General features: G+C 61.6%; 24 protein-coding genes and 2 pseudogenes. 9 read left to right on the top strand and 17 right to left on the bottom strand.

The window, feature by feature from the left end; all coding sequences use genetic code 11:
• Window positions 1-335: 335 nt before the first annotated feature.
• Window positions 336-675, top strand: a pseudogene (locus FBY01_RS30495) (DUF6124 family protein); the annotation flags it as partial.
• A gap of 98 nt (window positions 676-773) precedes the next feature.
• On the opposite strand, the gene FBY01_RS30490 reads toward FBY01_RS30495, so the two are convergent.
• The 8 genes from FBY01_RS30490 to cpaB are packed head-to-tail and all read right to left on the bottom strand — an operon-like array spanning window position 774 to window position 8,249.
• Window positions 774-1,043, bottom strand: coding sequence for a DUF3613 domain-containing protein (locus FBY01_RS30490; RefSeq protein WP_145310935.1), 270 nt, complete (start codon window positions 1,041-1,043; stop codon window positions 774-776).
• Between the two features lie 10 nt (window positions 1,044-1,053).
• Window positions 1,054-1,767 carry a tetratricopeptide repeat protein gene (locus FBY01_RS30485; RefSeq protein ID WP_083375129.1) on the bottom strand — a complete coding sequence of 238 codons (714 nt, stop codon included), beginning with the start codon at window positions 1,765-1,767 and terminating at the stop codon, window positions 1,054-1,056.
• A 10-nt stretch (window positions 1,768-1,777) separates the two neighbouring features.
• Complete coding sequence (locus FBY01_RS30480; RefSeq protein WP_102595838.1) at window positions 1,778-2,668, bottom strand: type II secretion system F family protein; 891 nt, start codon at window positions 2,666-2,668, stop codon at window positions 1,778-1,780.
• Window positions 2,665-3,549 (bottom strand): type II secretion system F family protein, encoded by an 885-nt coding sequence (locus tag FBY01_RS30475; RefSeq protein WP_102595839.1) that lies wholly within the window; start codon window positions 3,547-3,549, stop codon window positions 2,665-2,667. The genes FBY01_RS30480 and FBY01_RS30475 overlap by 4 nt, the downstream gene beginning before the upstream one ends.
• A gap of 10 nt (window positions 3,550-3,559) precedes the next feature.
• Window positions 3,560-4,840 carry a CpaF family protein gene (locus FBY01_RS30470; RefSeq protein ID WP_145310933.1) on the bottom strand — a complete coding sequence of 427 codons (1,281 nt, stop codon included), beginning with the start codon at window positions 4,838-4,840 and terminating at the stop codon, window positions 3,560-3,562.
• Window positions 4,837-6,027, bottom strand: coding sequence for a pilus assembly protein (locus tag FBY01_RS30465; RefSeq protein ID WP_145310932.1), 1,191 nt, complete (start codon window positions 6,025-6,027; stop codon window positions 4,837-4,839). The genes FBY01_RS30470 and FBY01_RS30465 overlap by 4 nt, the downstream gene beginning before the upstream one ends.
• On the bottom strand, window positions 6,024-7,286 hold the full coding sequence (locus FBY01_RS30460) for a type II and III secretion system protein family protein (RefSeq protein ID WP_010463830.1): 1,263 nt from the start codon (window positions 7,284-7,286) through the stop codon (window positions 6,024-6,026). The genes FBY01_RS30465 and FBY01_RS30460 overlap by 4 nt, the downstream gene beginning before the upstream one ends.
• Window positions 7,287-7,307: 21 nt before the next feature.
• Window positions 7,308-8,249, bottom strand: a complete 942-nt coding sequence (cpaB, locus tag FBY01_RS30455; RefSeq protein WP_145310930.1) for a Flp pilus assembly protein CpaB — start codon at window positions 8,247-8,249, stop codon at window positions 7,308-7,310.
• A gap of 326 nt (window positions 8,250-8,575) precedes the next feature.
• Here cpaB and FBY01_RS30450 point away from each other — a divergent pair, with 326 nt between their 5' ends.
• Together FBY01_RS30450 and FBY01_RS30445 are read left to right on the top strand one after the other, a co-directional pair.
• Window positions 8,576-8,788, top strand: a complete 213-nt coding sequence (locus tag FBY01_RS30450; RefSeq protein ID WP_010463828.1) for a Flp family type IVb pilin — start codon at window positions 8,576-8,578, stop codon at window positions 8,786-8,788.
• Between the two features lie 68 nt (window positions 8,789-8,856).
• Complete coding sequence (locus tag FBY01_RS30445) at window positions 8,857-9,267, top strand: response regulator (RefSeq protein ID WP_010463827.1); 411 nt, start codon at window positions 8,857-8,859, stop codon at window positions 9,265-9,267.
• Between the two features lie 107 nt (window positions 9,268-9,374).
• Here FBY01_RS30445 and FBY01_RS30440 read toward each other — a convergent pair whose 3' ends face one another.
• Complete coding sequence (locus FBY01_RS30440; protein WP_077750225.1) at window positions 9,375-10,229, bottom strand: MaoC family dehydratase; 855 nt, start codon at window positions 10,227-10,229, stop codon at window positions 9,375-9,377.
• Window positions 10,230-10,231: 2 nt separating this feature from the next.
• Window positions 10,232-11,584 (bottom strand): 3-oxoacyl-ACP reductase, encoded by a 1,353-nt coding sequence (locus FBY01_RS30435; protein WP_145310928.1) that lies wholly within the window; start codon window positions 11,582-11,584, stop codon window positions 10,232-10,234.
• Window positions 11,585-11,806: 222 nt separating this feature from the next.
• Between FBY01_RS30435 and FBY01_RS30430 the strand changes: the two genes are divergently transcribed.
• Window positions 11,807-13,084, top strand: a complete 1,278-nt coding sequence (locus FBY01_RS30430; RefSeq protein ID WP_145310926.1) for an acetyl-CoA C-acetyltransferase — start codon at window positions 11,807-11,809, stop codon at window positions 13,082-13,084.
• On the opposite strand, the gene FBY01_RS30425 is transcribed toward FBY01_RS30430, so the two are convergent.
• On the bottom strand, window positions 13,071-14,099 hold the full coding sequence (locus tag FBY01_RS30425) for a bile acid:sodium symporter family protein (protein ID WP_145310923.1): 1,029 nt from the start codon (window positions 14,097-14,099) through the stop codon (window positions 13,071-13,073). The genes FBY01_RS30430 and FBY01_RS30425 overlap by 14 nt on opposite strands.
• A gap of 84 nt (window positions 14,100-14,183) precedes the next feature.
• Between FBY01_RS30425 and FBY01_RS30420 the strand changes: the two genes are divergently transcribed.
• The gene (locus tag FBY01_RS30420; RefSeq protein WP_145310921.1) at window positions 14,184-14,975 is read left to right on the top strand and encodes a helix-turn-helix transcriptional regulator; all 792 of its coding nucleotides are present in this window, start codon (window positions 14,184-14,186) and stop codon (window positions 14,973-14,975) included.
• 165 nt (window positions 14,976-15,140) lie between these two features.
• Here FBY01_RS30420 and FBY01_RS32410 read toward each other — a convergent pair whose 3' ends face one another.
• On the bottom strand, window positions 15,141-15,869 hold the full coding sequence (locus tag FBY01_RS32410; protein WP_370654461.1) for a methyl-accepting chemotaxis protein: 729 nt from the start codon (window positions 15,867-15,869) through the stop codon (window positions 15,141-15,143).
• A 129-nt stretch (window positions 15,870-15,998) separates the two neighbouring features.
• Window positions 15,999-17,087: pseudogene (locus tag FBY01_RS32405) on the bottom strand (cache domain-containing protein); the annotation flags it as partial.
• A 447-nt stretch (window positions 17,088-17,534) separates the two neighbouring features.
• Between FBY01_RS32405 and FBY01_RS30410 the strand changes: the two are divergent.
• A complete protein-coding gene (locus tag FBY01_RS30410) occupies window positions 17,535-18,428 on the top strand; it encodes a PA4780 family RIO1-like protein kinase (protein WP_010463815.1) in 894 nt (297 codons plus the stop codon).
• Window positions 18,429-18,565: 137 nt separating this feature from the next.
• On the top strand, window positions 18,566-19,783 hold the full coding sequence (locus FBY01_RS30405) for an MFS transporter (RefSeq protein ID WP_145310919.1): 1,218 nt from the start codon (window positions 18,566-18,568) through the stop codon (window positions 19,781-19,783).
• Here FBY01_RS30405 and cueR read toward each other — a convergent pair.
• From cueR to FBY01_RS30390, 3 genes are all read right to left on the bottom strand, one after another.
• Window positions 19,737-20,150 (bottom strand): Cu(I)-responsive transcriptional regulator, encoded by a 414-nt coding sequence (gene cueR / locus FBY01_RS30400; RefSeq protein WP_010463810.1) that lies wholly within the window; start codon window positions 20,148-20,150, stop codon window positions 19,737-19,739. The genes FBY01_RS30405 and cueR overlap by 47 nt on opposite strands.
• On the bottom strand, window positions 20,147-22,540 hold the full coding sequence (locus FBY01_RS30395; protein WP_145310917.1) for a heavy metal translocating P-type ATPase: 2,394 nt from the start codon (window positions 22,538-22,540) through the stop codon (window positions 20,147-20,149). Before FBY01_RS30395 ends, cueR begins: the two co-directional genes overlap by 4 nt.
• 214 nt (window positions 22,541-22,754) lie before the next feature.
• The gene (locus tag FBY01_RS30390) at window positions 22,755-23,138 is read right to left on the bottom strand and encodes a hypothetical protein (protein ID WP_145310915.1); all 384 of its coding nucleotides are present in this window, start codon (window positions 23,136-23,138) and stop codon (window positions 22,755-22,757) included.
• A 147-nt stretch (window positions 23,139-23,285) separates the two neighbouring features.
• Between FBY01_RS30390 and FBY01_RS30385 the strand changes: the two genes are divergently transcribed.
• Together FBY01_RS30385 and FBY01_RS30375 are read left to right on the top strand one after the other, a co-directional pair.
• The gene (locus FBY01_RS30385; RefSeq protein WP_010463804.1) at window positions 23,286-23,483 is read left to right on the top strand and encodes a cation transporter; all 198 of its coding nucleotides are present in this window, start codon (window positions 23,286-23,288) and stop codon (window positions 23,481-23,483) included.
• A 219-nt stretch (window positions 23,484-23,702) separates the two neighbouring features.
• Window positions 23,703-24,899 (top strand): multidrug effflux MFS transporter, encoded by a 1,197-nt coding sequence (locus FBY01_RS30375; protein WP_077750216.1) that lies wholly within the window; start codon window positions 23,703-23,705, stop codon window positions 24,897-24,899.
• An 8-nt stretch (window positions 24,900-24,907) separates the two neighbouring features.
• Here FBY01_RS30375 and FBY01_RS31640 read toward each other — a convergent pair whose 3' ends face one another.
• Window positions 24,908-25,081: a hypothetical protein gene (locus tag FBY01_RS31640; RefSeq protein ID WP_167362270.1), complete on the bottom strand. Its 174-nt coding sequence runs from the start codon at window positions 25,079-25,081 to the stop codon at window positions 24,908-24,910.
• Window positions 25,082-25,126: the final 45 nt, after the last annotated feature.

The raw sequence follows: 25,126 nt of genomic DNA, 5'->3' as shown, positions 1-25,126 counted from the left end.
GAGCGAGGCTTGCCCGCGAAGGCGGCCTGACAGCCGACCAATCTCTTGCAGGTACACACATTCCACTGTAGGAGTGAGCCTGCTCGCGATGGCGGCCTGACAGCCGACCATTTTTTTTGCGGATGTACACCAAACCCAGTGGGAGCTGGCCTGCCAGCGATGGCGGAGTGTCAGACGACGTGAATGCAGATGCCGGACCGCAATCGCGAGCAGGCTCGCTCCCACAGGGGGAATGTGTGTGGATTTGAGGGCTGTGTTTAATAGTGTTTAGCGTTACTTCCTGAAAGCTACAGTTTCTTGCTCCTTTGCCTACGACTACGCCAGAATCCGCCGACTTGTGCGCTTTGACCCTGGTCTTTAACGTTTCCCCCTACGATCCGCTCAATCCCAAAAAGCTCAACGAAGCCGCCGGCCGCGCGCTGGATCACTACCTCAATCCGTCTGCCCTCCGTCATCCGCAAGGTCAGCACTATGTTCATCGTCGCCCCCGATATCGATAACGAAAGCCTGTTGGCCCACGCTTGCGAGTCCTTGGCGTCGGCGAGTGTGCTGGCCAGTGAGTTTGCGGGGCATCTGGAGGGGCCGCAGCGGCATACGGCGTTGGCGATCCAGCAGGTCATCATGCTGGCTGAGTTGGCGGTGAATCGAGCGCTGGATAATGTGGATGTGCCGCAAGCGATGTACCGGTTAGACCGCGTCATCGTTCTTCGCGGGCGCGTCGGATCGCTGCACCGCTCACGAAGGCGATGAATCCGATGCAAGAAAGCCTGACGCTACCCCCCCGCCCCACCGTTCACTGCCCCCCCTTCCTCCTGATCGAAAAACATCGGAATCTCATGCTGATAGCTCTTCAGCCAGCGCTGCATGCTCAGCTCTCGTTCGGTCGCGGTTGAGGTCTGTGGGGTGTGTGAGGCAGCCTGGTGGCTGATCTGCAATTTCAACCAGCCTTCGGTTTCCTGTTGTTGTGGTGAGGCGGGGCCGTCGAGGGCGTTGGCGGTGAGTGGCAGGGCCAGCAGGGCGAGGTAAAGGAGGATCGGTTTCATCTGTCTGCTCCTATTGAAGGCCCGGCGTCGCGACGGCGGCGACCTGGTTTGCGGGTGTCGGAATCACCTTGGTCGGGGCCTTGAGTTTTTGTGCGCGTTCCTGGGCTTCGGTGACCTGGGCGGGGCTCAGGCCGACGCGGCTGACGAGTTCGGCGGCGCGGCTCCAGTCGTCCTGGTAGATCAGCAGCGTCACCATATTCAACGCCGCCAGTCGATCGCTTTGCTTGAGCTCCATGGCCGTCAGGAATTCGAAGCGTGCATCGTCGACGCGCCGTTGGTTGAGGTAGACCACGCCGAGGTCGTTGCGGATTTTTTCATCGGTTGGCGCCAGTCGGGCGGCGCGTTGCAGGTGGGCCTGGGCCTGGCCGTTGTCGCCCCTGGCTGCCGCGAGCTGGCCGAGGCCGTGTTCGGCAGCGGCGGCGAGGCAGGTGCCGAGCAGGCTGCGGTAAAGTGGCTCGGCTTCGCTGCGACCCAGCAGCCGGTTTACCTTGGCCCGGCGCAAGCGCACGTCGGCGACGTTGTCGGGCAGGCTTTGCAGGTTGGCGAGGCTCGCGTGCAGTTTGCCGTCGTTGGCCATGTCATCGGCCAGGTTCAATTTCAGCTGTTCATCGGAGCCCAACTTGCTGCAACTGGCGCTTTGGGTCAGGGCGTTCCATGGCGCCTGGCCGTCGGTGGCGCAACCGCTCAACAGGAGCAAACTCAAACCGGCAATCATTGCTTTCATCGCGATCCCTCTATGAACCAATGGCCCGGGCCAGGGCGGTGAAGCCCGGGCCGGCCAGGACGATCAATAACGCCGGGAAGAGAAACAGCATCATCACGACGGACATTTTGGCGGACATCTTGGAGATGTATTCCTGCAAGCGCGTGAGGCGCCGGTCATCGAACAGTTGCTTGAGCGCCAGCAGCGATTTCATCGCACCACCACCCTGGTGGATCAGCTGTTGAAGGATCACGCAGGTGTCCGTGAATTCGTCGACCGCCAACAAGCGGCTGGCCTTGCTCAGCTCTTCGCCCAACTCCAGGCCGGAATCGACACGGGCCAGAACCAGGCGCAGTTCGTGGGTCAATGCGGGCATCAGTTGCTTGCCTTCCTGGCTCAGCACGCGCAGCGATTGCTCGACGGCCATGCCCGATTCAAACAGGATGCGCAGCAGCGGAATGAAGGTCGATATCTCCAGGGCCAACTGTTTTTGCCGGCGTTGAGACGCGGCGGCGAGCAGGCGTTTGGGCAGCAGGTAACCGATGGCTGTGGCGAAGAGCGGGGCGATCCAGTGGTTTTGCACGCTGGGGTAAAACACGCTTTGAATCAGCAATGCCAAGGCCAGCGCCAGCACCGGCACTCCCACCTGGAACGCGGCGAACTGTGAGCGGCGGCGGGCGCTGCGCCAACCCAAGCGGTTGAGCAGGGTTTGGGTTTCGTTGTCCAGATTGACCGAACGCTGACCGATGCGGCTGTTGCCCAGCGCTTGTAGCCAATGACCCATGCGGTCGTGGTCAACGGCTTTGCCGTCCAGCCGTTGAGCCACCTGACGCGCACGCCGGCGCTGGTCCAGCAGGCTGCCGAGCAGCAACAGCGCAGCCGCCATAAACAGCAGGGCACTGATCAGCAGCGGTATTTTCATACGCTGCGCAACATGCGCCAAAGCGCCAGGCTGCCCACCGCCTGCAAGCCAAACGCACTCGCGAGCATCATTTGCCCTGAGCTGTCGTGCCACATTGCAAGCAGGTAAGCGGGGTTGGCGGCCAGGAAATAGGTGGCCAGGCCCAGCGGCAAACTGCCTAGCACCCAGGCCGTCACGCGGGTTTCACCGGTCATGGCGCTGAGCTGGCGGGCGGCCTGTTCGCGTTCACGGATCATCTTGATCAGGTTCTCCAACAATTCGCTGGCATTGCCGCCGTAGCGGTGATTGACCTTCAGGCCGAGGGCAAACAGGCGCAGTTCATCCTTCTCATACAACTCGGCGAAGTCCGACGCGGCATCCGGCAGGCTGACGCCCAACTGCACGTTGCGTTGTACCCGGCCCATGGCCTCTTTGAGGGGATTGTCGGCGGCATGGATAGCGCCCAGCACCGCGTCGGCCAGAGTGCGCCCGGACTTCAGGCTGCGCACGGTGTGATCGAGCAACGTCGGCAGTTGTTCGATCATGCGCTTGAGCCGGCGCTGATAACGCCAGCTTATGAACAGCCGGAACGCGAGTGGCGGTACCAGCAAACACACCACGAGCCCGATCCAGCCACCGGCAGCGAAGCCGATCAACGTACCGAACGCCCACAACAGCATCCAGCGTCCCAGTTGTTCGTTCGGGCGCCCAAGGCCCGCGCGCAGGAACGCCCGTTCCAGGCCTGCCCAAGAGGTTTTTTCCACCACCAACTGCGGTTGCCCCTGGGCCAGGCGATTGAGCACGCGCTCGGTGCCAGTCTGGCGCAAGCCTTTGAGCAGCAGGTGAATCGACACGCCGAGCATGATCAGGCAAACGAGGATGAGCAACGCCGGTTTGAGCATGCCGTGAGCCTCAGTACGGTGATGGCGGGAGCGCCGACTCGCGGCGCAGTTTATCGCCGGCCGGGTTGACGGCCTCGCGCAGAAACCCGAATCCGCTGCGCCGGTCGAGGCGGAACAGCGTATTGGTGACGTAGACATCGTCACGGACGCCCACTACCTCCACCACTTCACTGACGCAGCGTCGACCATCGGGCATGCGCGTCAACTGGATGATCACGTCCAGTGCCGCGCAGATCATTTGCCGCAAGGTCTTTTCGGCAATGACGCGACCGGTCAGGCCGACCAGGGTTTCCAGGCGCAGCAGCGCATCCTGGGCGTTGTTGGCGTGCACGGTGCTCATCGAACCGTCGTGGCCGGTGTTCATGGCGGTGAGCACGTCGAGCACTTCGACACCGCGAATTTCGCCGAGGATGATCCGGTCCGGGCGCATCCGCAGGGCGTTGCGGATCAAGTCGCTGGACTTCACTTCACCGTGGCCCTCGGCATTGGGAGGACGGGTTTCCAGGCGCACGACATGCGGGTGGCCGAGTTGCAATTCGGCGACGTCTTCGATGGTGACCAGCCGCTCGTGTGGGTTGATCAACTGGCTGAGAATATTCAACAGCGTGGTTTTACCGGTGCCGGTGCCGCCGCTGATCAAGACGTTGCAGCGCTTGCCCACGGCTTCCTGGAGGAAATCGAAGATCGGCTGATCGATGGTTTGCATCGCCACCAGGTCGTTGCTCTTGAGCATGTCCTTGCGAAATTTACGAATCGACAGGCAGGGGCCGTCGAGGGCGATCGGTGGAATGATCGCGTTGACCCGGCTGCCATCCGGCAGGCGAGCATCGACCATCGGCGAAGACTCATCGAGCCGCCGACCCAGTGGTGCGAGAATCCGTTGCATGACGCGTTCGACGTGGTGCGCATCAATGAAGCGCAAGTCACTTTGATGCAGCACACCGTCGCGTTCGATGAATACCCGGTGCGGGCCGTTGACCAGGATCTCGGTCACCGCCGGATCGCGCAGCAGCACTTCAAGCGGACCGAAACCGGTGAGTTCGTCGACCAGTTCTTCGGCCAGTCGCTCCATTTCATAGCGGGAAATCGCCAGGTGCAGTCGCGCGATGTACTCAGCCACTTTGTCGGTGACGAATTGCGACAGTACCTGGCGCGAACCCTCCAGCAGGTTTTTTCCGGACTCTTCGATGGCGTCGATGATGAAACGGTGCAACACCAGTTTCAGGCCTTCATGGTCGGCGTTGGCGCTCGAAGCGCGTTGCGGCGCACCGAACAGTTTTTCACTGCTCATTGCGCACCTCGAAGCCGGTTGAGCCAACCGGTCCTGGGTTTGGCCAAGGCTTCGGAGCGCTTGGCCAGACATTCACCGAGGGCCCGCAGGCCTTGGCTCAGGCCTTCGCGAGGGGCCAGTTCGAACAGGCTGACGCCCTGATTCTTGGCGTTGAGCCGCACTTCCGGGCTGTAGGCGAGGGTGGCGATGATCTCCATACCGAAACTTTTACCCAGGGTTTCCGAGTCCGGCGCGACGTGGCGCAAGTAGCGGTCGATGAGCAATCTGGCGTGGTCAAGCTTCATGCCTTTCTCCCGCCACAGATTCAGCACCGCGAGGTTGCGACGACAGTCGAGCACGTTCTGATCGGTGTACCAGAGCAGCTTGTCGCAATGGCTGATAAATGTGCGCAGTGCTTCGCTGTCCGGCTGGCCGGTGAGGTTCACCACAATGTGCTGGAAGTGTTGGCGCAGGGCGCTGAGCAGCATGTACAGCTCGGCGGCGCTGGTGTGTTCCAGCGGTTCGTCGTGACTGGCGTACGCCAGAATCCGCAGTCCGTCACCGTCGCTGGTGAACGCACTGTCGATCAGCGTTGCGTCCAGCCGCCGCAAATGGCGCAGGGCATCGCCGAAGTGAAACGAGCTCTCCAGGCCGAGCAGGGCCAGGCTGTCGCCGCGTGGCAGGCCGAGGTCGAGCAGCAAGGTTTGCTGTCCGCTTTTTTGCACCACCTGCGCCATATGGTTGGCGAGCAGCGCGCCGTCGGCACTGCTTTGCACGCCATATAGCACGGTCAGGCCACCCAGGTGGGTATTTGGAGCCACCGGTGGCAGGCGTTTACTGAGACGCCGCACCAGCCCCGCGACTTCGCTGGAGCGCGAGCCATACGCGACGAAATCCCGGGCGCCGGCCCGCATCGCGTTGAGCACGAGCTGGTTGTCCATGCCGTCGCCCAGCGCGACGATGGCCAGCATCGGTTTGGCTTCAAGTGCACCCTCGATCAGGGTGCTCTGCGCCACCACGTGTTCGCGATCCAGCCCCACGAACACCAGGCTGGCGAAGGTCACGTCGACCAGCGTCAGCAGTTCGTCGAGGCTGCCGCCACCGGCACTGACGACCTGGCCCAACGGGGCGAGGGCGCCTTGCAGCCATTCAAGGTCGGTGGGGTTGCGGGTGATTGCCAGGAAGGTCTGGCTCAGGTTCTGGCTCATTGCGATAACCCGCTGCGTTTATCGAAGTTGCCGTTTTCGAGGAAGTACATGCGATAGAAACCGGGGTCGTAGTTGCGCAGTTGTTCACCGGGCAGCGACGGTAATTTCGCGTTGGCCGCCAACGGCTGCACCAAGTGCGGCGTGACGATCATCAGCAGTTCGCGCTCCTCGCGCTTGATCGATGAACTGCGGAAAAACGCACCGAGTATCGGGATGTCGCCCAGACCGGGAAATTTGTCGACCTGCGAGGCGTTTTGCGTGCTGATCAAACCGCTGATGACGAAACTTTCGCCATCGGCCAGGGAGATGCTGGTGTCAGTGCGGCGGATGGTGAGCGCCGGGACTGTGGTGCCGCCGATGGTGACGCCGTTGTTGTAATCCAGCTCACTGACTTCCGGCGCCACTTTCAGGGCGATGCGTTGGTTGCTGACGACGGTCGGCGTGAGAGTCAGGCGAATGCCGAATTCCTTGTATTCGATCGAGTAGCTGTTGCTGTTGGCGCTGGGCACCGGAATCGGAATTTCACCGCCGGCCAGAAAGCTCGCGCTCTGCCCGCTGATCGCCACCAGGCTCGGCCGCGCCAGGGTGTAGGCGAAGCCGCTGCCTTCCATGGCGTTGATGATGGCGAGGAAATTACCGCCGCCGGCGACGATGTTGTACATGTCGTTGGCCAGCGGAATGCTCGGCACGGCAATGCGTGGATCGATGTTGCGCAGCGGCAGCACACGCGGTGTGACTGCCGTATTGGGCACGGTGCCGGGTGAGCCGAACAGGAAGTTCGAGTTTTTACCGTAGATCGAGGTGCTGGCCTCTTTCAGTTTGGTCCGGCTGACCTCGACGAAGCGAATATCGGTCTGCACTTGCGACGCCAGCATCGGGTCTTCGGAGGGCATCGACGCCGCGCCGGTCATCGCTGCTGTGGCCCGGCCCTGAACGAACACCATGCTTTGGCGCGGTGTGCTGGCGCAGGCGGTCCAGACCATCAGGCTGGTGGCGCCCGGCGCCATGCCGGTGAGCAGAAACGCCTGATTGCCGTTGACGCGCACGTCGGCGATTTTCGGATCGCCCACGGCCAGTCGCGTGATCGCTACCGGCGATTGCAGTTCCTGCTGCAACCCTTCACCGACTTCCAGCACCGCCGGCAGGGGCCCTAATGCAGAGCAATTGCCCGCGGCGGCGAATGTCATGCCGAGCGGTTGAGCGCCCAGCAAGGAGACACAGAGCAGGCCTTGGAACATGGACATGGAACGTCTGCGCATTTAAAGGCGTCCTTGCTCGACTCAGGGGGTTTGTTGGGAGACTTGGTTGCCGCGAATGACTTCCACGCCTGATTTGCGCGGTGCCGTGCTGCCGAGGGTAAGTGCTTTGGGGGGGCCGACGAGGGCCAGTTGGCTGAACTGCACCAGGTCGCGATCAGCCCGGGCAAGGTGGGCGTTTGAATCGTTTTCGCCGGCCCAATATTGCGCCAGGCGTTTCTCTTCGGCACTGCGCACGGCCAGGCGCAGCACCCCGGCCTGGGTCGCCAGCATCAGCCGGCTCAGCAGCGACTCGGGCACGGCGAGCACCACCGAACGGGCGTTGGTGCGCTGTGGCTCCTGCTTGAGTTGTTCTTCGTTGCTGCGCACCGGCTTGGCCGGGCGCCCATCGTTGGTCAGTCCCAGTTGTTCGCCGACGCCGAGCACCCGCAACGCGGGGATGACGACCTGAGCCGACGGCTGAACGTTGTTGGCGTCTGCACGCAGAAACAGCATCACGTCGACATAATCGCCAGGGCTCAGTTGCCCGCCGGCATTGATCACTTCATCCACCGCGACGGCGAGCGCACGTTCATCGGGCCGGATCATTCGCGACAATGCACTGCCGGCTTCGAAGCTTTCAGCGTTGAGCCAGGTGCCTGCGGTCAGTGCGCGCCACGGCGTGCGACCAATGGCCTGATCGAGTCTGGTCAGACTGCCGGCCGGGGCGGTGCGCAGTTTTTCCAGGGTCACGTCGGCGGCGGTGATTTGAACGAAGGGCGCCACGTCGCGCAGCAGCACGACAACGGGTTGGCGGGTGGGATCGTCTACCGGCGCAGGTGCCGGAACAGGTGCGGTGGCGACAGCGTTCGGCGGTGTGACGGGGTCGGGGGCCGGTTGTCGACTCAGTGTCAGCCCCCAATAACCGGCAATGATGGCACCCACCAGAAAAAAACCGGCCAGACCCATGGTGACTCGGCTGTTCATCACGGCTCTCCCTTTCCTGCTGCTTGATGACTCGTAAGGTCCAACGAGATAACTTCGCAATCAGGCAGCTTTGATCTTCTAACTATTTCGCTATTTGACGTTAGCGCAGGTAGATCAAAATGCCATTACTCCTTGGAAAATATCTAACGAAAGTAAGAGGCTATCGTGCCAAACCTGGTTTTTTGGCGTCGATTGGTCGATTAATACTTAGGTATTAATACGTTCTTACAGTTGTTGGTAAGGGAAATGCCGACAATGCTGATGCTGGCACAGGGGAATCATGTTGCGGCCATGCAACACCCGGCACCCTCCAAGGAGAAAACGTCATGTCCCTCACTCAGTTTGTTCAGCGGCTGAAGTCTGAAGTCGTCTTCTACATCAACCTGGCGAAAGACACCGAAGGGGCTTCGGGTATTGAGTACGCCATTATCGCGGGGATGGCGGCGGTCGCACTGGCAGCTTTCATGGAGCCGATCTCGGGTTCGATTACTTCGATCTTCACCAGTATCGAGGCGCTACTGACGGCGGCGGCGCCTTGATCGATGCCGTTTGCCAACGGGCCTGAGTGGTTCTAACGTCAGCGCTTAGTCCAACGCAGGAAAACCCTATGAACGCTCTCGCATTCCCACGCCAACAACTCCTTCTGGTCGATGACGAGGAGGATGCGTTGCTGGAACTGGCGGAGCTGCTTGAGGGCGAGGGCTTCAATTGCTTTACCGCAACCTCGGTCAAACTCGCCCTTAATCATTTGACCCGCCATCCTGATATCGCCCTGGTGATCACCGATCTGCGCATGCCGGAGGAAAGCGGCATGTCGCTGATCAAACGGCTGCGCGAGCACACCTCTCGCCAGCATTTACCCGTGATCGTGACGTCCGGCCATGCAGACATGGAGGATGTCAGCGACATGCTGCGCTTGCAGGTGCTCGACCTGTTCCGCAAGCCGATCTATCACGTGCGGTTGCTGGAGACGCTCAATAACCTGTTTCCGCAGCCAAGCGCGCACTTCAATCACTGAACCAGCCCTTTTCGCGAGCAGGCTCACTGCCTCGGACGACTCGCAGACGCGGTCCCCTGCAGGCGCGAACCTGCTCGCGACGGCGATTTCACAGATGATCAACCGGTTCAGGCAATCGGCCGCCAATGTCCCACCATATGTTCAAGATCCCCCGCCCCCAGCAGCTGAAAGTCCCCACTGGACCCCGCCGCGCTGGCCAGCAACGTCACCTCACTCGGCAACCGCACCGGTTTCCTGAACTGCACCGCCATCTCGACATTCGCCGTAGGCAGATGCTCACTCAACGCTGCCAATGTCCGGGCCTTGTTCCACAACCCATGAGCAATGGCCGTCGGAAAACCAAACAGCTTGGCGCTCGCGGCACTCAGGTGAATCGGGTTGTAGTCCCCGGATACTTTTGCGTACTGCCGGCCGATGTCCGCCGGCGCATTCCAGCGAGCCACTTGCGTCATCTCCAGGGTTGATGCCAACACGTCCTCGACCGGTTCGCCTTCGAGCTTGACCCCGCGGCACAGCATCTGGCTTTCAGCCTCCCACAACGGCCCCAACTGATCGTCAAGCGACGTCACCAGATCGAACGTCGCACCCTTGGCATGGGGTTGCAGGTTCTGCACCTGCACGCTGACCCGAACGCGGTTGACCCCACCCATGGGGCGCAATACACGAATGCGATTGCTCAGGTGAATCAGCCCCAGCAGCGGGAACGGAAAGTCCTTGGCCGTGAGCAATTGCATCTGCAAGGCAAACGCCAGGATGTGTGGATAGGTCGGCGGCAGCAAACCGTTATCGGCAAAACCACAGACCTTGCGATACGCCGCCAGGCGTTTCGGATCGACCTCGAGCCAGCAGCGCAATCCCGTGTCGGGCAGCGTGGTGCCGGTGATTTTGCGCCGTGTTGCCGCCTTCACGTACAGCCCCGTCAGGCTCGGTTCGCGGTTGAGGGTGTGCCAATCGGTGATCATGTTCATGCCCCCAGGACGCTTTGGCCGCAGACTCGCAACGCTTGCCCGGTGAACGCGCCGGTCCCCGGCTGAGCGAGCCACGCGACGGCTTCGGCAACGTCTTGTGGCAGGCCGCCCTGGCCCAAAGAACTCATACGTCGCCCGGCTTCACGGATGCCGAACGGCAGGTGCGCGGTCATCTGGGTTTCGATGAACCCCGGCGCCACCGCATTGATGCTGATGCCGCGTTGACTCAGCAGCGGCGCCCAGGCCTGGGCCAGACCGATCAGCCCGGCCTTGCTCGCCGCGTAATTGGTCTGCCCGCGATTGCCGGCGATGCCGCTGATGGACGCCAACAGAATCACCCGCCCGTTGTCATGCAAGGCGCCGCTGTCGAGCAGGGCCTTGGTCAGCACTTGCGGCGCGTTGAGGTTGACGGCGAGCACCGCGTCCCAGAATTCGGGGGTCATGTTGGCCAGGGTTTTGTCGCGGGTGATGCCGGCATTGTGGACCACGATGTCGACGCCGTCGGGCAGCAATTCGATCAGCTGCGCGGCGGCGTCTTCGGCGCAGATGTCCAGGGTGATGCTGCGCCCGCCGAGGCGCGCAGCGAGTGCATCGAGGTCGGTTTTGGCCACAGGTACGTCAAGCAGGATGACCTCGGCACCGTCACGGGCCAGGGTTTCGGCGATGGAAGCGCCAATGCCGCGCGCGGCACCCGTGACCAGCGCCTTGCGCCCGGCCAGTGGGCGAGTCCAGTCCGACACCTGCGTATTGCAAGCCTTCAAACGAACCACCTGGCCTGACACAAACGCACTTTTGGGCGAGAGGAAAAACCGTAGCGGCCCTTCGAGTTGATCCTCGGCGCCGTCACCGACATAGATCAGCTGCAAGGTGCCGCCGCTGCGCAATTCCTTGGCCAGCGAGCGACTGAAACCTTCCAACGCACGCTGTGCGCTGGCGGCGAACGGGTCGGTCAACGTCTCTGGCGCACGCCCCAGAATCACCAGGTGCGCGCTGTGATCGAGGTTCTTGATCAGCGGCTGGAAGAACTCGCGCAGCTGTTTGAGCTGATCGGTCTGCATCAGGTCACTGGCGTCGAACACCACGGCTTTGAGCTTGGGGCCGTGGCCGGGAATCCACGCGGTGGCCAGCGAGGGGTCAGTGCCGTAGCTGTAGATCGCATCGGTCAGGCGATTGGCAAAAGCGCTGACTTTCTCTGTCAGCGGGCCGCCGCCAATCAACAGCGCCCCTTCGACAGGCCGCAGTCGGCCTGCTTGCCACCGCTCCAGGCGTACCGGAGACGGCAGTCCCATGGCCCCGACCAGACGATGGCCGATGGAGGAATTGGCGAAGTCGATATAACGGTCAGACATGGAACGCACTCCGGCAGCTGGGGTTCAAAGTGTGGACCACGAATGGCAATCAGTCGTTCGATCCACGATATAAGGCCTACGCTTGAACAGTGTAGGAGCGAAGCTTGCTCGCGAAGACGATGTTTCATTCAGAGGAGATATTGAATGTGCCGGCGCCTTCGCGAGCAAGCTTCGCTCCTGCAGGGCCGGTGTTTACATCTGATTTTTTGACAGGAGCTTTTCATGACCCAGCTGCGCCGCGTCGCGATTATTGGCGGTAACCGAATCCCCTTCGCCCGCTCCAACGGGCCTTACGCCTCCGCCAGTAACCAGGCGATGTTCACCGCAGCGCTCGAAGGCCTGATCGAACGCTACAACCTGCATGGCCTGCGGATCGGCGAAGTGGTCGCGGGGGCGGTCCTCAAGTTGTCCCGAGACATGAACCTGACGCGCGAGTGTGTGCTCGGTTCACGGTTGTCCCCCGGCACCCCGGCCTATGACATTCAGCAGGCGTGCGGCACGGGCCTTGAAGCGGCGTTGCTGGTGGCGAACAAGATTGCGCTGGGACAGATCGAGTGCGGCATTGCCGGTGGCGTCGATACCACCTCGGATGCGCCGATCGGCGTCAGTGAAGGTTTGCGCAGGGTGCTGTTGCAAGCCAATCGCGCCAAGACCACCGGCGACAAACTGAAAACCTTTCTGCAGCTGCGTCCCCGGGACTTGATACCGGAGTTCCCGCGCAACGGCGAACCGCGCACCGGTTTGTCCATGGGCCAGCACTGCGAGTTGATGGCCCAAACCTGGAACATCCCCCGCGAAGAACAGGATCAGCTGGCGCTGGAGAGCCATCGGAACCTGGCCGCGTCCTACGCCGAAGGCTGGCACAACGACCTGATGACACCGTTCCTCGGCCTGACCCGCGACAACAACCTGCGCCCGGACCTGACCCTGGAAAAACTCGCCTCGCTGAAACCGGCCTTCGAGAAAAGCGCCAAGGGCACGATGACGGCGGGCAACTCCACGCCGCTCACCGATGGCGCGTCGCTGGTACTGCTGGGCAGTGAAGAATGGGCGAAGGAACGTGGCTTGCCGATCCTCGCCTATTTGCGTGACGGCGAGGCCGCGGCAGTGGATTTCGTCAACGGCGCCGAAGGGCTGTTGATGGCGCCGGTGTACGCGGTGCCCCGTTTGCTGGCGCGCAATGGCCTGACCTTGCAGGACTTCGATTACTACGAAATCCACGAAGCCTTCGCCGCGCAGGTGCTCTGCACGTTGAAGGCCTGGGAAGATCCGGAGTATTGCAAAACCCGTCTCGGCCTCGATGCGCCGCTGGGCTCCATCGACCGCAGCCGCCTCAACGTCAAAGGCAGTTCACTGGCGGCCGGGCATCCGTTTGCCGCAACCGGCGGGCGCATCGTCGCCAACCTGGCGAAGTTGCTCGACGCGGCGGGCAAGGGCCGAGGCTTGATCTCGATCTGCGCCGCTGGCGGCCAAGGGGTGACGGCGATTATCGAGCGCTGATCAGTTCGGCGTTCTGCTGCGCAATGCGTTCACGGTTGCGGTTGGCGTAGCTCTCGGCCATCACCGAGCAGACGATCAACTGCAACGGGTGATAAATCATGATCGGCAACAGAATCAGGCCCAGGCCAGGGTTGGCGCCGAAGATCAGCGCCGCCATCGGCGCACCGGCCGCGAGGGATTTTTTGCTGGCGCAGAACACCGCAGCGATCTCATCCGCCGGGCTGAATTTCAGTGCGCGAGCGGTGCGCGTAGTCATCCACAGGATGACCGCCAGCAGGATCACGCTGCCGATCAGTGCGCTGAGAATTACGCCGTTGCCCTGTTGCTGCCACATCCCCGAGACCATCGAGTTGCAGAACGCCGAGTACACCAGCAACAGAATCACCAGCTTGTCGACGATGTTGGTGTAGCGCTTGTGGCGGGCGAAGAACTTGCCGAACATCGGCCGCAACAGTTGGCCGAGCACCAGCGGCACCAGCAACATGGCGCAGAGGTCGAGCAGCGTCGAGCCCAGATCGATGCCGCCAGCACCGCTGCCGACCACCAGACTCACCAGCAACGGCGTCAGGAAAATCCCCAGCACGCTGGACAGGCTCGCATTGAGTATCGCCGCCGGCACGTTGCCGCCCGCGCTGCCAGTCAGGGCCACAGACGACGAAATGGTCGACGGCAGGGCGCAGAGGTAGAAGAAGCCAAGCATCAACAGCGAAGGCACGTGCGACCCCAGCAGCTTGTCGCTCAGCAACCAGATCAGCGGGAATACCATGAAGGTGAAACCCTGGACCATCACGTGCAGCTTCCAGTTCTTCAGGCCATGGCTGATCTGCTCGCTGGAGAGATTGACCCCGTGCAGGAAGAACACGAGGAACACGCCGATGTTGATCACATATTCCGCGTGCATCCCGCCACCCGTGGCGCCGAAGACCGGGAAGAAATACGCCAGCAGCGTGGCGATCAGCATGCCGCACAAGAACCAGTCGGTGACCACGCGTTTGAGGTGTTTGAAGGCATGCATAACGGCCACCGAATACATTTGTAAGAATTGATGACTTAGCCTAACGTCGGCCCTATCTGCCGTCTTGCGACATAAGGCCAATCAATGCCGGCTAACGGACAACTTTCCCTCGAACGGGCCATTCCGACGCTGAAGACGTTGCCGCGTCCGCTGTTCGCACGGGCGGAAAGTCTGAATGCCGGGTCGTGGACGCCACCTCATCGCCACGATTGGGTGCAGTTTTCCTACGCCATCAGCGGCGTTCTCGGCGTGCACACGGCTGAGGGCAGTTTCTTTGCGCCGCCGCAGTGGGGGATCTGGATTCCGGCGGACCTCGAACACCAGGTGGTGACCTCGATGCGCGCCGAAATGCGTAGCCTTTACGTGCGCCGCGAGGACTGTGAATGGGCCGACGGGCGTTGTCGGGTGCTGGAAGTCACGCCGCTGGCTCGGGAGCTGATCAAGCGTTTTTGCTTGCTGCCGGTGGAGTATCCGCAGGGCGACAGCCAGGAAACGCGGCTGGTGAATGTGCTGCTGGATCAGTTGGCGAATCTGCCGGAGGTGGGGTTTTCCCTGCCGTTGCCGCGTCATGAACGGCTGCTCGGGTTGTGCAATGAGCTGATCGAACGTCCGGAGCTCAGTGTGACGTTGCAGGAATGGGCGCAACGCCTGGGCACCTCGGAAAAGACGCTGATGCGCTTGTTCCAGCGCGAGACCGGGCTGAGCTTTCGCGGGTGGCGGCAGCGAATGCGGTTGCTGTCGTCGCTGAGTTTGCTGGAGGAGGGCGACAGCGTGACCCATGCCGCGCTGTCTTGTGGGTATGACTCGACGTCGGCGTTTATTGCGGCGTTCAAGGGGTTGTTCGGCTTCACACCCGGTGAATTGTTCAAACAGTAATTGTGGCGAGGGAGCTTGCTCCCGCTGGAGCGCGAAGCGGTCCCAATTCAGTAAACACGCTGTATCAGGTATTCCGTGTTTACCGGTTTGCGACCGCTTCGCGGCCGAGCGGGAGCAAGCTCCCTCGCCACAGGTATCGGTTTTCGACCCGTTAGATCAGCGACCTCAGGTCCTGAAGCGACGAACCAACCCGTCCAGTTCATTCGACAACCCGGCCAGGCTCTGCGAGTCCAGGCGCGCCGAGTTCGCCAGTTCTGCCACCAACTGCGCGTCGCCATGGATCTGGCTGATGTGCCGGTTGATGTCTTCGGCCACCTGATGCTGTTCTTCCGCCGCCGTGGCGATCTGCGTGTTCATGTCGCGAATCACATCCACCGACTCACGAATCAGCCCGAAACTGCTGCGCGCTTCACCGATGCGGGTCACCGATTGTTGCGACACTTCCAGGCTCGCATGCATCTGTTGAGTCACTTGGCTGGTGCGCTTGGCCAGGTTGCCCAGCAAGCCATCGATTTCCGCCGTGGAATCCGCCGTGCGTTTGGCCAGTGCCCGGACTTCATCCGCCACCACTGCAAACCCGCGACCTTGCTCACCGGCCCGCGCAGCCTCGATGGCGGCGTTCAGGGCCAGCAGGTTGGTCTGTTCGGCAATCGAGCGAATGGTCCCCAGGATCGACTGGATGTCGTTGCTGTCGCGTTCGAGCTGTTGCATCGACTGCGCCGACTGTTCGATTTCCTGGCTCAGGCGATCAACGCTGGTCACGGCCGCATCAATCTGTTGCTGACCTTGACGCGCCTGGCGCTGGCCACTGTCGGCGGATTCTGCCGCCTGGCTGCATGAGCGCGCGACTTCGTTGGCGGTGGCGACCATTTCATGGAACGCCGTGGACACCATGTCCACCGCCTCACGCTGGCGCCCGGCGGCTTCAGCCATGTCGCTGGAAACCTGAGTCGAGCTCTTCGAGGTGGCGAGAATCTTGGTCGCGGCACCGCCGATGCTTTGGATCAGGTTACGAATCGCCGTCAGGAACTGATTGAACCAGTTGGCCAGTTGCGCGGTTTCGTCGCTGCCACGGATTTCCAGGTTTTTGGTCAGGTCGCCTTCACCTTGGGCGATGCCTTCCAGGCCGCTGGCCACGCTGCGGATCGGTCGCACGATGACACTGGCGAAACTGGCGCCAATGATGGCGAAGAACACTGCCAGAACGGCGGCGATGATTGCGATCAGCCAAGTCAGTTGAGTCGCGGAGCTCATCACATCGTTTTGCTTGATCAGGCCGATAAAGGTCCAGCCCAGTTGCTCCGACGGCCAGACGTTGGCCATGTAGCGTTCGCCGTTCAACTCGACTTCCACCAGGCCTTTGCCGGCCTTGGCCAGTTGCGCATAACCTTCGCCGAGGCTGCTCAGGGCTTTGAAGTTGTGCTCCGGTTGTTTCGGATCGACCAGCACGGTGCCGGTGTTTTCCAGCAGCATCAGGTAGCCGGTTTCACCCAGTTTGATCTGCTTGACGATCTCGGTGAGCTGCTTGAGCGTCACGTCGATACTGACCACGCCGCCGTTGGTGCCCAATTGGTTGTCGATGGTGCGCACGGTGCTGACGTAGGTCGCATCGTCCTGGGCCCAGTAATAGGCCTCGGTGCGAAATGGTTTGCCCGGCTTGGCCTGGGCCGCCTTGTACCAGGGGCGCTGGCGCGGGTCGTAATTGTTCAGCTTGGCATCGTCCGGCCAGGACACGTAACCGCCCGCTGCAGTGCCGAGGATGGCATAGGCGTAGGACGGATGGCTGTTGCCCAGGTCCTGCAGGAGGCTGAAGACCTTTTTGTCCATCTCGCCCTGGGGAATGCTCTCGGCGTTGGCGCTCATGTAGGTCTTGAGGCTGTCGTCGGAATTCTTGATCAGCGGTTGTCTGGCCAGGTAGTCGACGTTCTGGCTGATGCCGTCGAAGAACAATTGCATGGCGTTGCTGACCTGACGAATTTCACGACCACTGCCGTCGACGAAATTCTCCTTGGCGTCACTGCGCAAATTCAGCACCACGAGGGTGGCGACCAGCACCACGGGCAGGCAGGCGATGATTGCAAACGCCCAGGTCAACTTCTGTTTGATGTTCATCCGCGCTCCAGATTTTTCTTGTAGGCCCACGCAGTGCAGATGACTCGCGGATTATTGGCAGCCGTAAACGTATTTGATCAACCCGGATCCCTGAGCGCGCCATCGTTTTTGTAGTCGGAACGATTGTCGGACAAATCACTCTGTCACTGAGGACTTCGGCTGAATTAATGGGAAATTGAGGCTTGGTGAGAAATATCCTACGAAGGGTGTGAATTAAGGTGTCAGCTTCTGTCGCAAATGCCCTCGCACCCCTTCGCCACACAGTGGTGCAGGCTCAGCTATGATCTCGGGCGGCCGATGACGACCGAAAGGAGTTGGCCGATTAATTCGGCACATTGTGTGCATCATGACGTTCATAGGTCGGCAACCCCTCCCCCGAACGAGTGGATTGCCGTATAACGAATGACTTTCGCGTGTTTGGTAATAAAGGACCCACAATAAAAGCTGATGAAGACTCCAAAACGCATTGAACCCCTGATCGAGGACGGTCTGGTCGACGAGGTGCTGCGCCCACTCATGAGTGGTAAAGAAGCAGCTGTTTATGTGGTGCGCTGCGGTAACGAGCTACGTTGCGCGAAGGTCTACAAGGAGGCGAATAAACGCAGTTTCCGTCAGGCGGCCGAATATCAGGAAGGCCGCAAGGTGCGCAACAGCCGCCAGGCTCGAGCGATGGCCAAAGGCTCGAAATTCGGCAAGAAAGAAACCGAAGACGCCTGGCAGAACGCCGAAGTGGCGGCGCTGTTCCGTCTGGCCGGTGCCGGTGTTCGGGTGCCCAAGCCGTATGACTTCCTCGAAGGCGTACTGCTCATGGAGCTGGTGGCCGACGAGTACGGCGATGCCGCGCCGCGTCTGAACGACGTGGTGCTGGAGCCGGACCAGGCGCGTGAATATCACGCGTTCCTGATTTCGCAGATCGTGCTGATGCTGTGTACCGGTCTGGTGCACGGTGACCTGTCCGAGTTCAACGTGCTGTTGACCCCGACGGGCCCGGTGATCATCGACTTGCCGCAAGCGGTAGACGCGGCGGGCAACAACCACGCATTCAGCATGCTGGAGCGGGACGTGGGCAACATGGCGTCTTACTTCGGCCGGTTTGCGCCAGAGTTGAAAAAGACCAAATACGCCAAGGAAATGTGGGCGCTGTACGAAGCCGGCACCTTGCACCCGGCCAGCGTGTTGACGGGCGAGTTCGACGAACCGGAAGAATTGGCCGACGTCGGCGGTGTCATACGCGAAATCGAGGCGGCACGCCTGGATGAAGAACGTAAACAGGCGGTGCGCGCGGCAGATGACGCGCCACCGGGCAAAACCGAAGAACCGCCTCCGCCGTGGATGCAGTGATCGGTTAACGAAAACCCGGCTTCGGCCGGGTTTTTTGTAAATGCTGATCCCTAAACACTGGAGATCATTTGTGGGAGTGAGCCTGCTCGCGCCTACAGTGGATTGTTCCCTGCGACTCCCACACTCAAGGACTGAATGTGAACCCCTCCACCCGCAATGCCCAGCTGATCATCGCGGCCCGTCTGGTCTCGGACTTCGGCGCCTTTCTCAACATGGTCGCCCTGGCCACTTACGTCTACCTGCTCAGCAACAGCGCCATGAGCGTTGGCATTTTCCTCGCCAGCCGGGTGGGCGGAGGGGTTTTCGCCAGCTTGATCGGCACCTCGTTCTATCGCCGCTGGGCCGGGCGCATGCCGCTGATTGCCTTTGATTTGCTGCGCGCAGGGTTGTTGGGCCTGTTGCTGGTGCTGCCGGTCGCCCAGCAAGCACTGCTTTTACCGTTGATCGCGTTCGGCCTGGGGTTCGACAACTCAATGTTCGCCATCGGCCTCAACAGCCAGTTGCCGCACCTGATCGAAGGCGAGCACTTGCTCAAGACCAACGCCTGGATCACCTCGGCCTCGTCGGCGGCCATGGTCGGTGGGAGCCTGGTGGCAGGACTGTTGGTGGCGGCCTTCGGCTTTGAAACGGTGTTCGCATTGAACGTGGTCACTTATCTGCTGGCCGCGTTGTTCATCCTGCCGTTGCGGTTTTCCCGACCAGCACCCGATCCCGAACCAATCCAGCCTCGTAGTGAGTGGCACGCTTTGCGCCAAGGCTTGCGCAGTACGCCCGTGGTGGCCGCGATGCTCGCCGTCACCATGGCCGACACCTTGGGCAGCGCGGCGCACAACGTCGGCTTTCCGATCATTTCCCGGCTACTGACGCCCGAGTCGGCCAGTACCACGCTGGGCCTGATGCTGGCCGTCTGGGCGTGCGGGAAGCTGATCGGCGCGCGAATCGCCAGTCGCCTGAAAGGGTCGGACAATGCACACCTGGAGAGGCGATTTTTCTTCGGGGTATTGCTGATGTCCTGCGGTTTTATCCTGATGTTCCAGCAGCAGACCCTCTACGGTTTGCTGTTGTTCTCGTTACCGGCCGGATTGGGTGACGGCTTCTCCGAGGTCGGCCTGATGTCGCGTCTGCAACGTGAACCGGACAGCCTGCGCCTGCCGATCTTCAGCTTGCTGACACTGCTGCAAATGACCGGTTTCGGGGTCGGCATGTTGATCGCCGCGCCGTTCTATTCGTGGTGGACGCCGGGGGCCGTAGTGCTGCTGTTCCACGGCGTTCCCCTGACCACGTTGCTGGTGGTGAAGGTGCTCGCGATCAGGGGCGAACGGGTGACGCGCAGCAGCCCGACTCCAGGTTCTTGAGGATCGGACAATCGGGGCGATGGTCGCCCTGACAGTGTTCGACCAGGTCCTGCAGGGTGTCGCGCAACTGACCCAGCTCGCGGATCTTCTGGTTCAGCTCGTCGATGTGCTGGCGGGCCAGGGCTTTCACGTCGGCGCTGGCCCGTTGGCGGTCCTGCCAGAGGGTCAGCAACTTTCCCACTTCTTCCAGCGAAAACCCCAAGTCCCGGGAGCGTTTGATGAACGCCAGCGTGTGCAGGTCATCGTCGCCATAAATGCGGTAGCCGCTGTCGGTGCGGTGGGCGGCCTTCAGCAAGCCGATGGACTCGTAATAACGAATCATCTTCGCGCTCAGGCCGCTGTGCCGCGCTGCTTGGCCGATGTTCATCGATTGTCCTCCAGGTCCTTGGGTTTCCAGGTTTTCAACAGTAACGCATTGCTCACCACGCTGACGCTGGACAGCGCCATCGCCGCGCCGGCCAGCACCGGGTTGAGGAAGCCGAACGCTGCCAGCGGAATGCCGATCAGGTTATAGACGAACGCCCAGAACAGGTTTTGCCGGATCTTTGCGTAGGTCTTGCGGCTGATTTCCAGCGCGGCGGGCACCAGTCGGGGATCGCCGCGCATCAGGGTGATGCCGGCCGCGTGCATGGCAACGTCGGTGCCACCGCCCATGGCGATGCCGATGTCGGCGGCCGCCAGGGCCGGGGCGTCGTTGATGCCGTCGCCGACCATCGCCACCACGCCGGTCTTTTTCAGTTCGGCGACGGTGGCGGCTTTGTCTGCCGGCAAGACTTCGGCGTGGACATTGGTAATGCCCAGCGCTTCGGCAACCACTTTGGCACTGCCGCGGTTGTCGCCGGTCAGCAAGTGGCTGCTGATGTGGCGTGCGCTGAGCTGTTGCACCGCGTGCAGCGCGCCGGGTTTGAGGGTGTCACCGAACGCGATCAGGCCCAGTACCTTTGGCTCGGGGCTTTGTTCAATCAACCAGGAGAGGGTGCGGCCTTCGGTTTCCCACGCGGTTGCGGAGTCGGCCAGATCCCCTGCGCTCAAACCGCTTTCTTCCAGCAGCCTGCGATTACCCAAGGCCAAACGACGGCTGTCGAGCGTGCCGGCGATGCCGCGACCGGTCAGCGATTGACTGTCGCTGACGTCAGCCACGGTCAAAACCCGTTCGGCGCAGGCGTCCAGAACCGCCTTGGCCAGCGGGTGTTCACTGCCGCGTTGCAGGGCGCCGGCCATTTGGAGCAGGGCGGCTTCGTCACCGTTAGTGGCACTCAGATGAGCGATTCGCGGCGAACCCGAGGTCAGCGTGCCGGTCTTGTCGAACACTACGGCGCTGACTTCATGAGCGCGTTCGAGCGCTTCGGCGTCCTTGATCAGAATCCCATAGCGGGCCGCGACGCCGGTGCCGGCCATGATCGCGGTCGGCGTGGCCAGCCCGAGTGCGCAAGGGCAGGCGATGACCAGCACGGCGACGGCGTTGATCAACGCGGTTTCAATCGGCGCGCCGTACAACCACCAGCCAATCAGCGTCGCCAACGCGATCAACAGAACGGTAGGCACAAATACCTGACTGACTTTATCCACCAGCTTCTGAATCGGCGCTTTGGCGGCCTGGGCGTCTTCGACCAGACGGATGATCCGCGCCAGCACGGTTTCCGCCCCCAACGCTTGAGTGCGAACCAGCAACCGGCCTTCGCCATTGATGGCACCGCCCGTGACCTTGTCACCGGGTTGCTTGGGCACCGGCAGGCTTTCGCCGCTGATCAGCGCTTCGTCGGCGTGGCTCTGGCCTTCGACCACTTCACCGTCCACCGGGAAGCGTTCGCCGGGTTTGACCATGACCAGGTCGTTGAGGCGCAAGGCGCTGATGGCAACGTCCTGCTCGCGGCCGTCGATCACCTGAATGGCGCGTTCCGGGCGCAAGGCTTCGAGGGCGCGGATGGCGCTGGCGGTCTGGCGCTTGGCACGGCTTTCCAGGTATTTGCCCAGCAACACCAAGGCAATCACCACCGCCGAGGCTTCGAAATATAGATGAGGCATGCGCCCGGCCGCCGTGGCCCATTCATAAAGACTCAAGCCATAGCCGGCGCTGGTTCCGAGGGCGACCAGCAAATCCATGTTGCCAGCCCCGGCGCGCACGGCTTTCCAGGCGGCCACATAAAAACGTGCGCCGAAAATGAACTGCACCGGCGTGGCCAGCGCGAATTGCACCCAGGCCGGGAGCATCCAGTGCACGCCAAACGGTTGCAGGAGCATTGGCAACACCAGCGGCAGGGCGAGGGCGATCGCCATGATCAACGCCCAGCGCTCACGGTGCAGGCGCTGCTGTTGCTGATCGGTTTGCGGGTGTTCGACTTCCCAGACGCTGGCGCTGTAACCGGCTTTGGTGACCGCGGCGATCAAGGTTTGCGGATCGATGTGTCCGAGCAGTTCCAGATGCGCCCGTTCGTTCGCCAGGTTGACGCTGACGCTTTTCACCCCGGGCACTTTGGCCAGCGCCCGTTCGACGCGGCCGACGCAGGAAGCGCAGGTCATGCCGTCGATGCTCAATTCCAGACTTTGCTGCGGCACGCTGTAGCCGGCCTGCTGCACCGCGTCGATCAAGGCCGGCAGGCTGTCGCTGGGCGCCTGGACCCGCGCCTGCTCGGTGGCGAGGTTGACGCTGACGGCAGAAGCGCCGATGACTTTGCTCAAGGCACGCTCGACACGCCCCGCGCAACTGGCGCAGGTCATGCCGGCAATCGGCAGATCGAACGTAGTGGATTCGGACATCGGTCGCACTCCCTGTAGAAGATGTCTACAGGATCAACCTTGCCATGCTGGCAAGGTCAAGCGCCATGTCTCAGATCAATAGACCGGCACCTGATCGTTCCCACGCTCTGCGTGGAAATGCAGCCGGGACGCTCCGCGTCCCATTTAAAAGCCCAACGCAGAGCGTCCGTTGAGGTGTTCCCCCCGCAGAGCGTGGGAACGATCGGTGTGGCGATTAGTAGTCGAGAACGGTGGGCTTCAGGTACATCCCTTCCTGCGTCATCGCAATCCGGAACTTCAACACGTCCCCGGCCTTGAGCGTGATGTTCTGCGAACCCGGTGCGAGCATGCCCGGGTTGCAACCCGGTGCCTGGCCCGGCAACAGTTTGAGGCGCAGGGACACAGTGCCCGGCGGCAGGTTGAACGAGGTGCTTTGTTCCTGGAACAGCCGCGCCGACAGTTGGTCCTGGATGTAGACGCCGATCTCGCAGGAGGTCGCGACTTCGAGGCGCTCGCGAGAAATGATCAGTACGCCATAGTCCTCCCCGGCGGCTTGAACCGAAGGTGTCGCGGCAAATAGGCTGAGGAAGCCAAACAGGCTGAGAGCTGACCAGCGCATGGCTGAATCTCCTGAAGTCGAGTCATTGATGCACGCAGCTTGGCCGAGCGCGACACCGATTGCCAGCCCGGCAGATTTCGGCAGAACTTGACCTTGCCATGGTGGCAAGCCCGAGACTGCCCGCAACCTCATAAAAGGAGCCACACCATGCAAGTGTTCAACGTTCAAGGCATGTCCTGCGGTCACTGCGTCAAAGCCATTACCCAGGCGCTGCAAGCCAAGGATCCGGCGGCCAGCGTGCGGGTCGATCTGGCAGCCGGGGAAGTCGGTGTGGAAAGCGCGCTGACGACCGAGCAAGTGATCGCTGCGATCACGGAAGAAGGCTACGACGCCAAACTCGCTTAAGCCCAGGCACAATCCCCTGTAGGAGCGAGCCTGCTCGCGATAGCGGTGTGTCATTCAGCGTTGATGTTGACTGGCACTGCGCTATCGCGAGCAGGCTCGCTCCTGCAGGTTTTATATTTATCCAATGATATTTAATAGTTAGCGAGCTATCGGAATGTTCAAGACGTCCATGCGCGGCTAGACTGTCGGGCTGCCGACCCATGCCCAACTGGATGCCTGATGAACTTCCGTACCATTTTGATTCTTGGCGCCCTGAGCGCTTTCGGTCCGCTGGCAATCGATTTCTATCTGCCGGCGTTCCCGGCGATGGCACTCGCGTTCGGTACCGATGAGAAACACGTCCAGCTGACCCTGGCCGCGTACTTCCTGGGCCTGTCCCTGGGTCAACTGGCATACGGACCGGTGGCGGATCGCTTCGGGCGAAGGATTCCGTTGCTGACAGGCGTCGGGTTGTTCACCGCGGCGTCCCTGGCCTGTGCGTTTGCGCCAAATCTGGAATGGTTGATCGGCGCGCGATTCATCCAGGCCCTCGGTGGTTGCGCCGGGATGGTGATCGCCCGTGCGGTGGTCAGTGACAAATGCGATGCGGTGGGCTCGGCGAAAGTCTTTTCGCAATTGATGCTGGTGATGGGCCTGGCACCGATTCTCGCGCCCATGCTCGGTGGACTGCTGGTCAACACCACCGGCTGGCAGTCGATCTTCCTGGTGCTGACCGGATTCAGTGCGCTGGCAGGGCTGGCCGTGGCAATCGGGTTGCCGGAAAGCCTGCCGGCCCACGTACCGCGTCAACCGCTGTCGGGGGCGTTGCGTCAGTACGGTCGGCTGTTGTCGGATCCGGTCTACCTTGGCCACGCCTTGACTGGCGGTATCGCCATTGCCGGGATGTTTGCCTACATCGCCGGTTCGCCGTTCGTCTTCATCAAACTCTACGGGGTCCCGGCCGAGCATTTCGGCTGGCTGTTCGGGACCAACGCGGCGGGTTTCATTCTGGTGGCGCAGGTCAACGCACGACTGCTGGCCAAGCGTGGCCCGGCATTTCTGCTGGTGCGTACCGTGTGGATTTACCTGGGGGCGGGCCTGACGCTGCTCGCCGTCAGTGCGCTGCACACCGAACAGTTATGGCCGCTGCTGATTCCGCTGTTTATCTGCATCGCCAGCCTCGGTTGCATCCTCCCCAATGCCTCGGCCTGCGCCATGAACGGGCAGGGCGCTCGCGCCGGCAGTGCGTCGGCGATGCTCGGGTGCCTGCAATTCAGCGTCGCCGCCGGAGCGGCTGCATTGGTCGGTGTTTTACACGATGGCAGCGCCGTGCCGATGGCCATGGTCATCAGCCTGTGCGGGATTCTGGTGGTGAGCGCGGCGATGCTCACCCGGCGTTTGCAAAATGCCCGGGCATTGGCGCAAACCCAGGTCTGAGGGCGGACTCAGCCAGCGGCGCGCTGTTGTTGGTGGTCGGGAATTTGATGGGGCGCGAGCAATCGCGCTTCAAGGGTCTTGGTGAAGGCTAGCGCTTCAGCTTCGCTGCGGAACGTAACAGCGTGTTGGTCCAGACGAACCTGCCACTGGGATTTAGCCACTTCTTTAATCAGGATCTTCATTGCTGAACTCTCCTCTCTTAAAAGATGTTGCGTAAAAGATTGCAT

This window comes from Pseudomonas sp. SJZ077 (assembly GCF_007993905.1).
Classification (GTDB): Bacteria; Pseudomonadota; Gammaproteobacteria; order Pseudomonadales; family Pseudomonadaceae; genus Aquipseudomonas; species Aquipseudomonas mandelii.
This window is presented reverse-complemented; position numbering and strand designations above follow the sequence as displayed.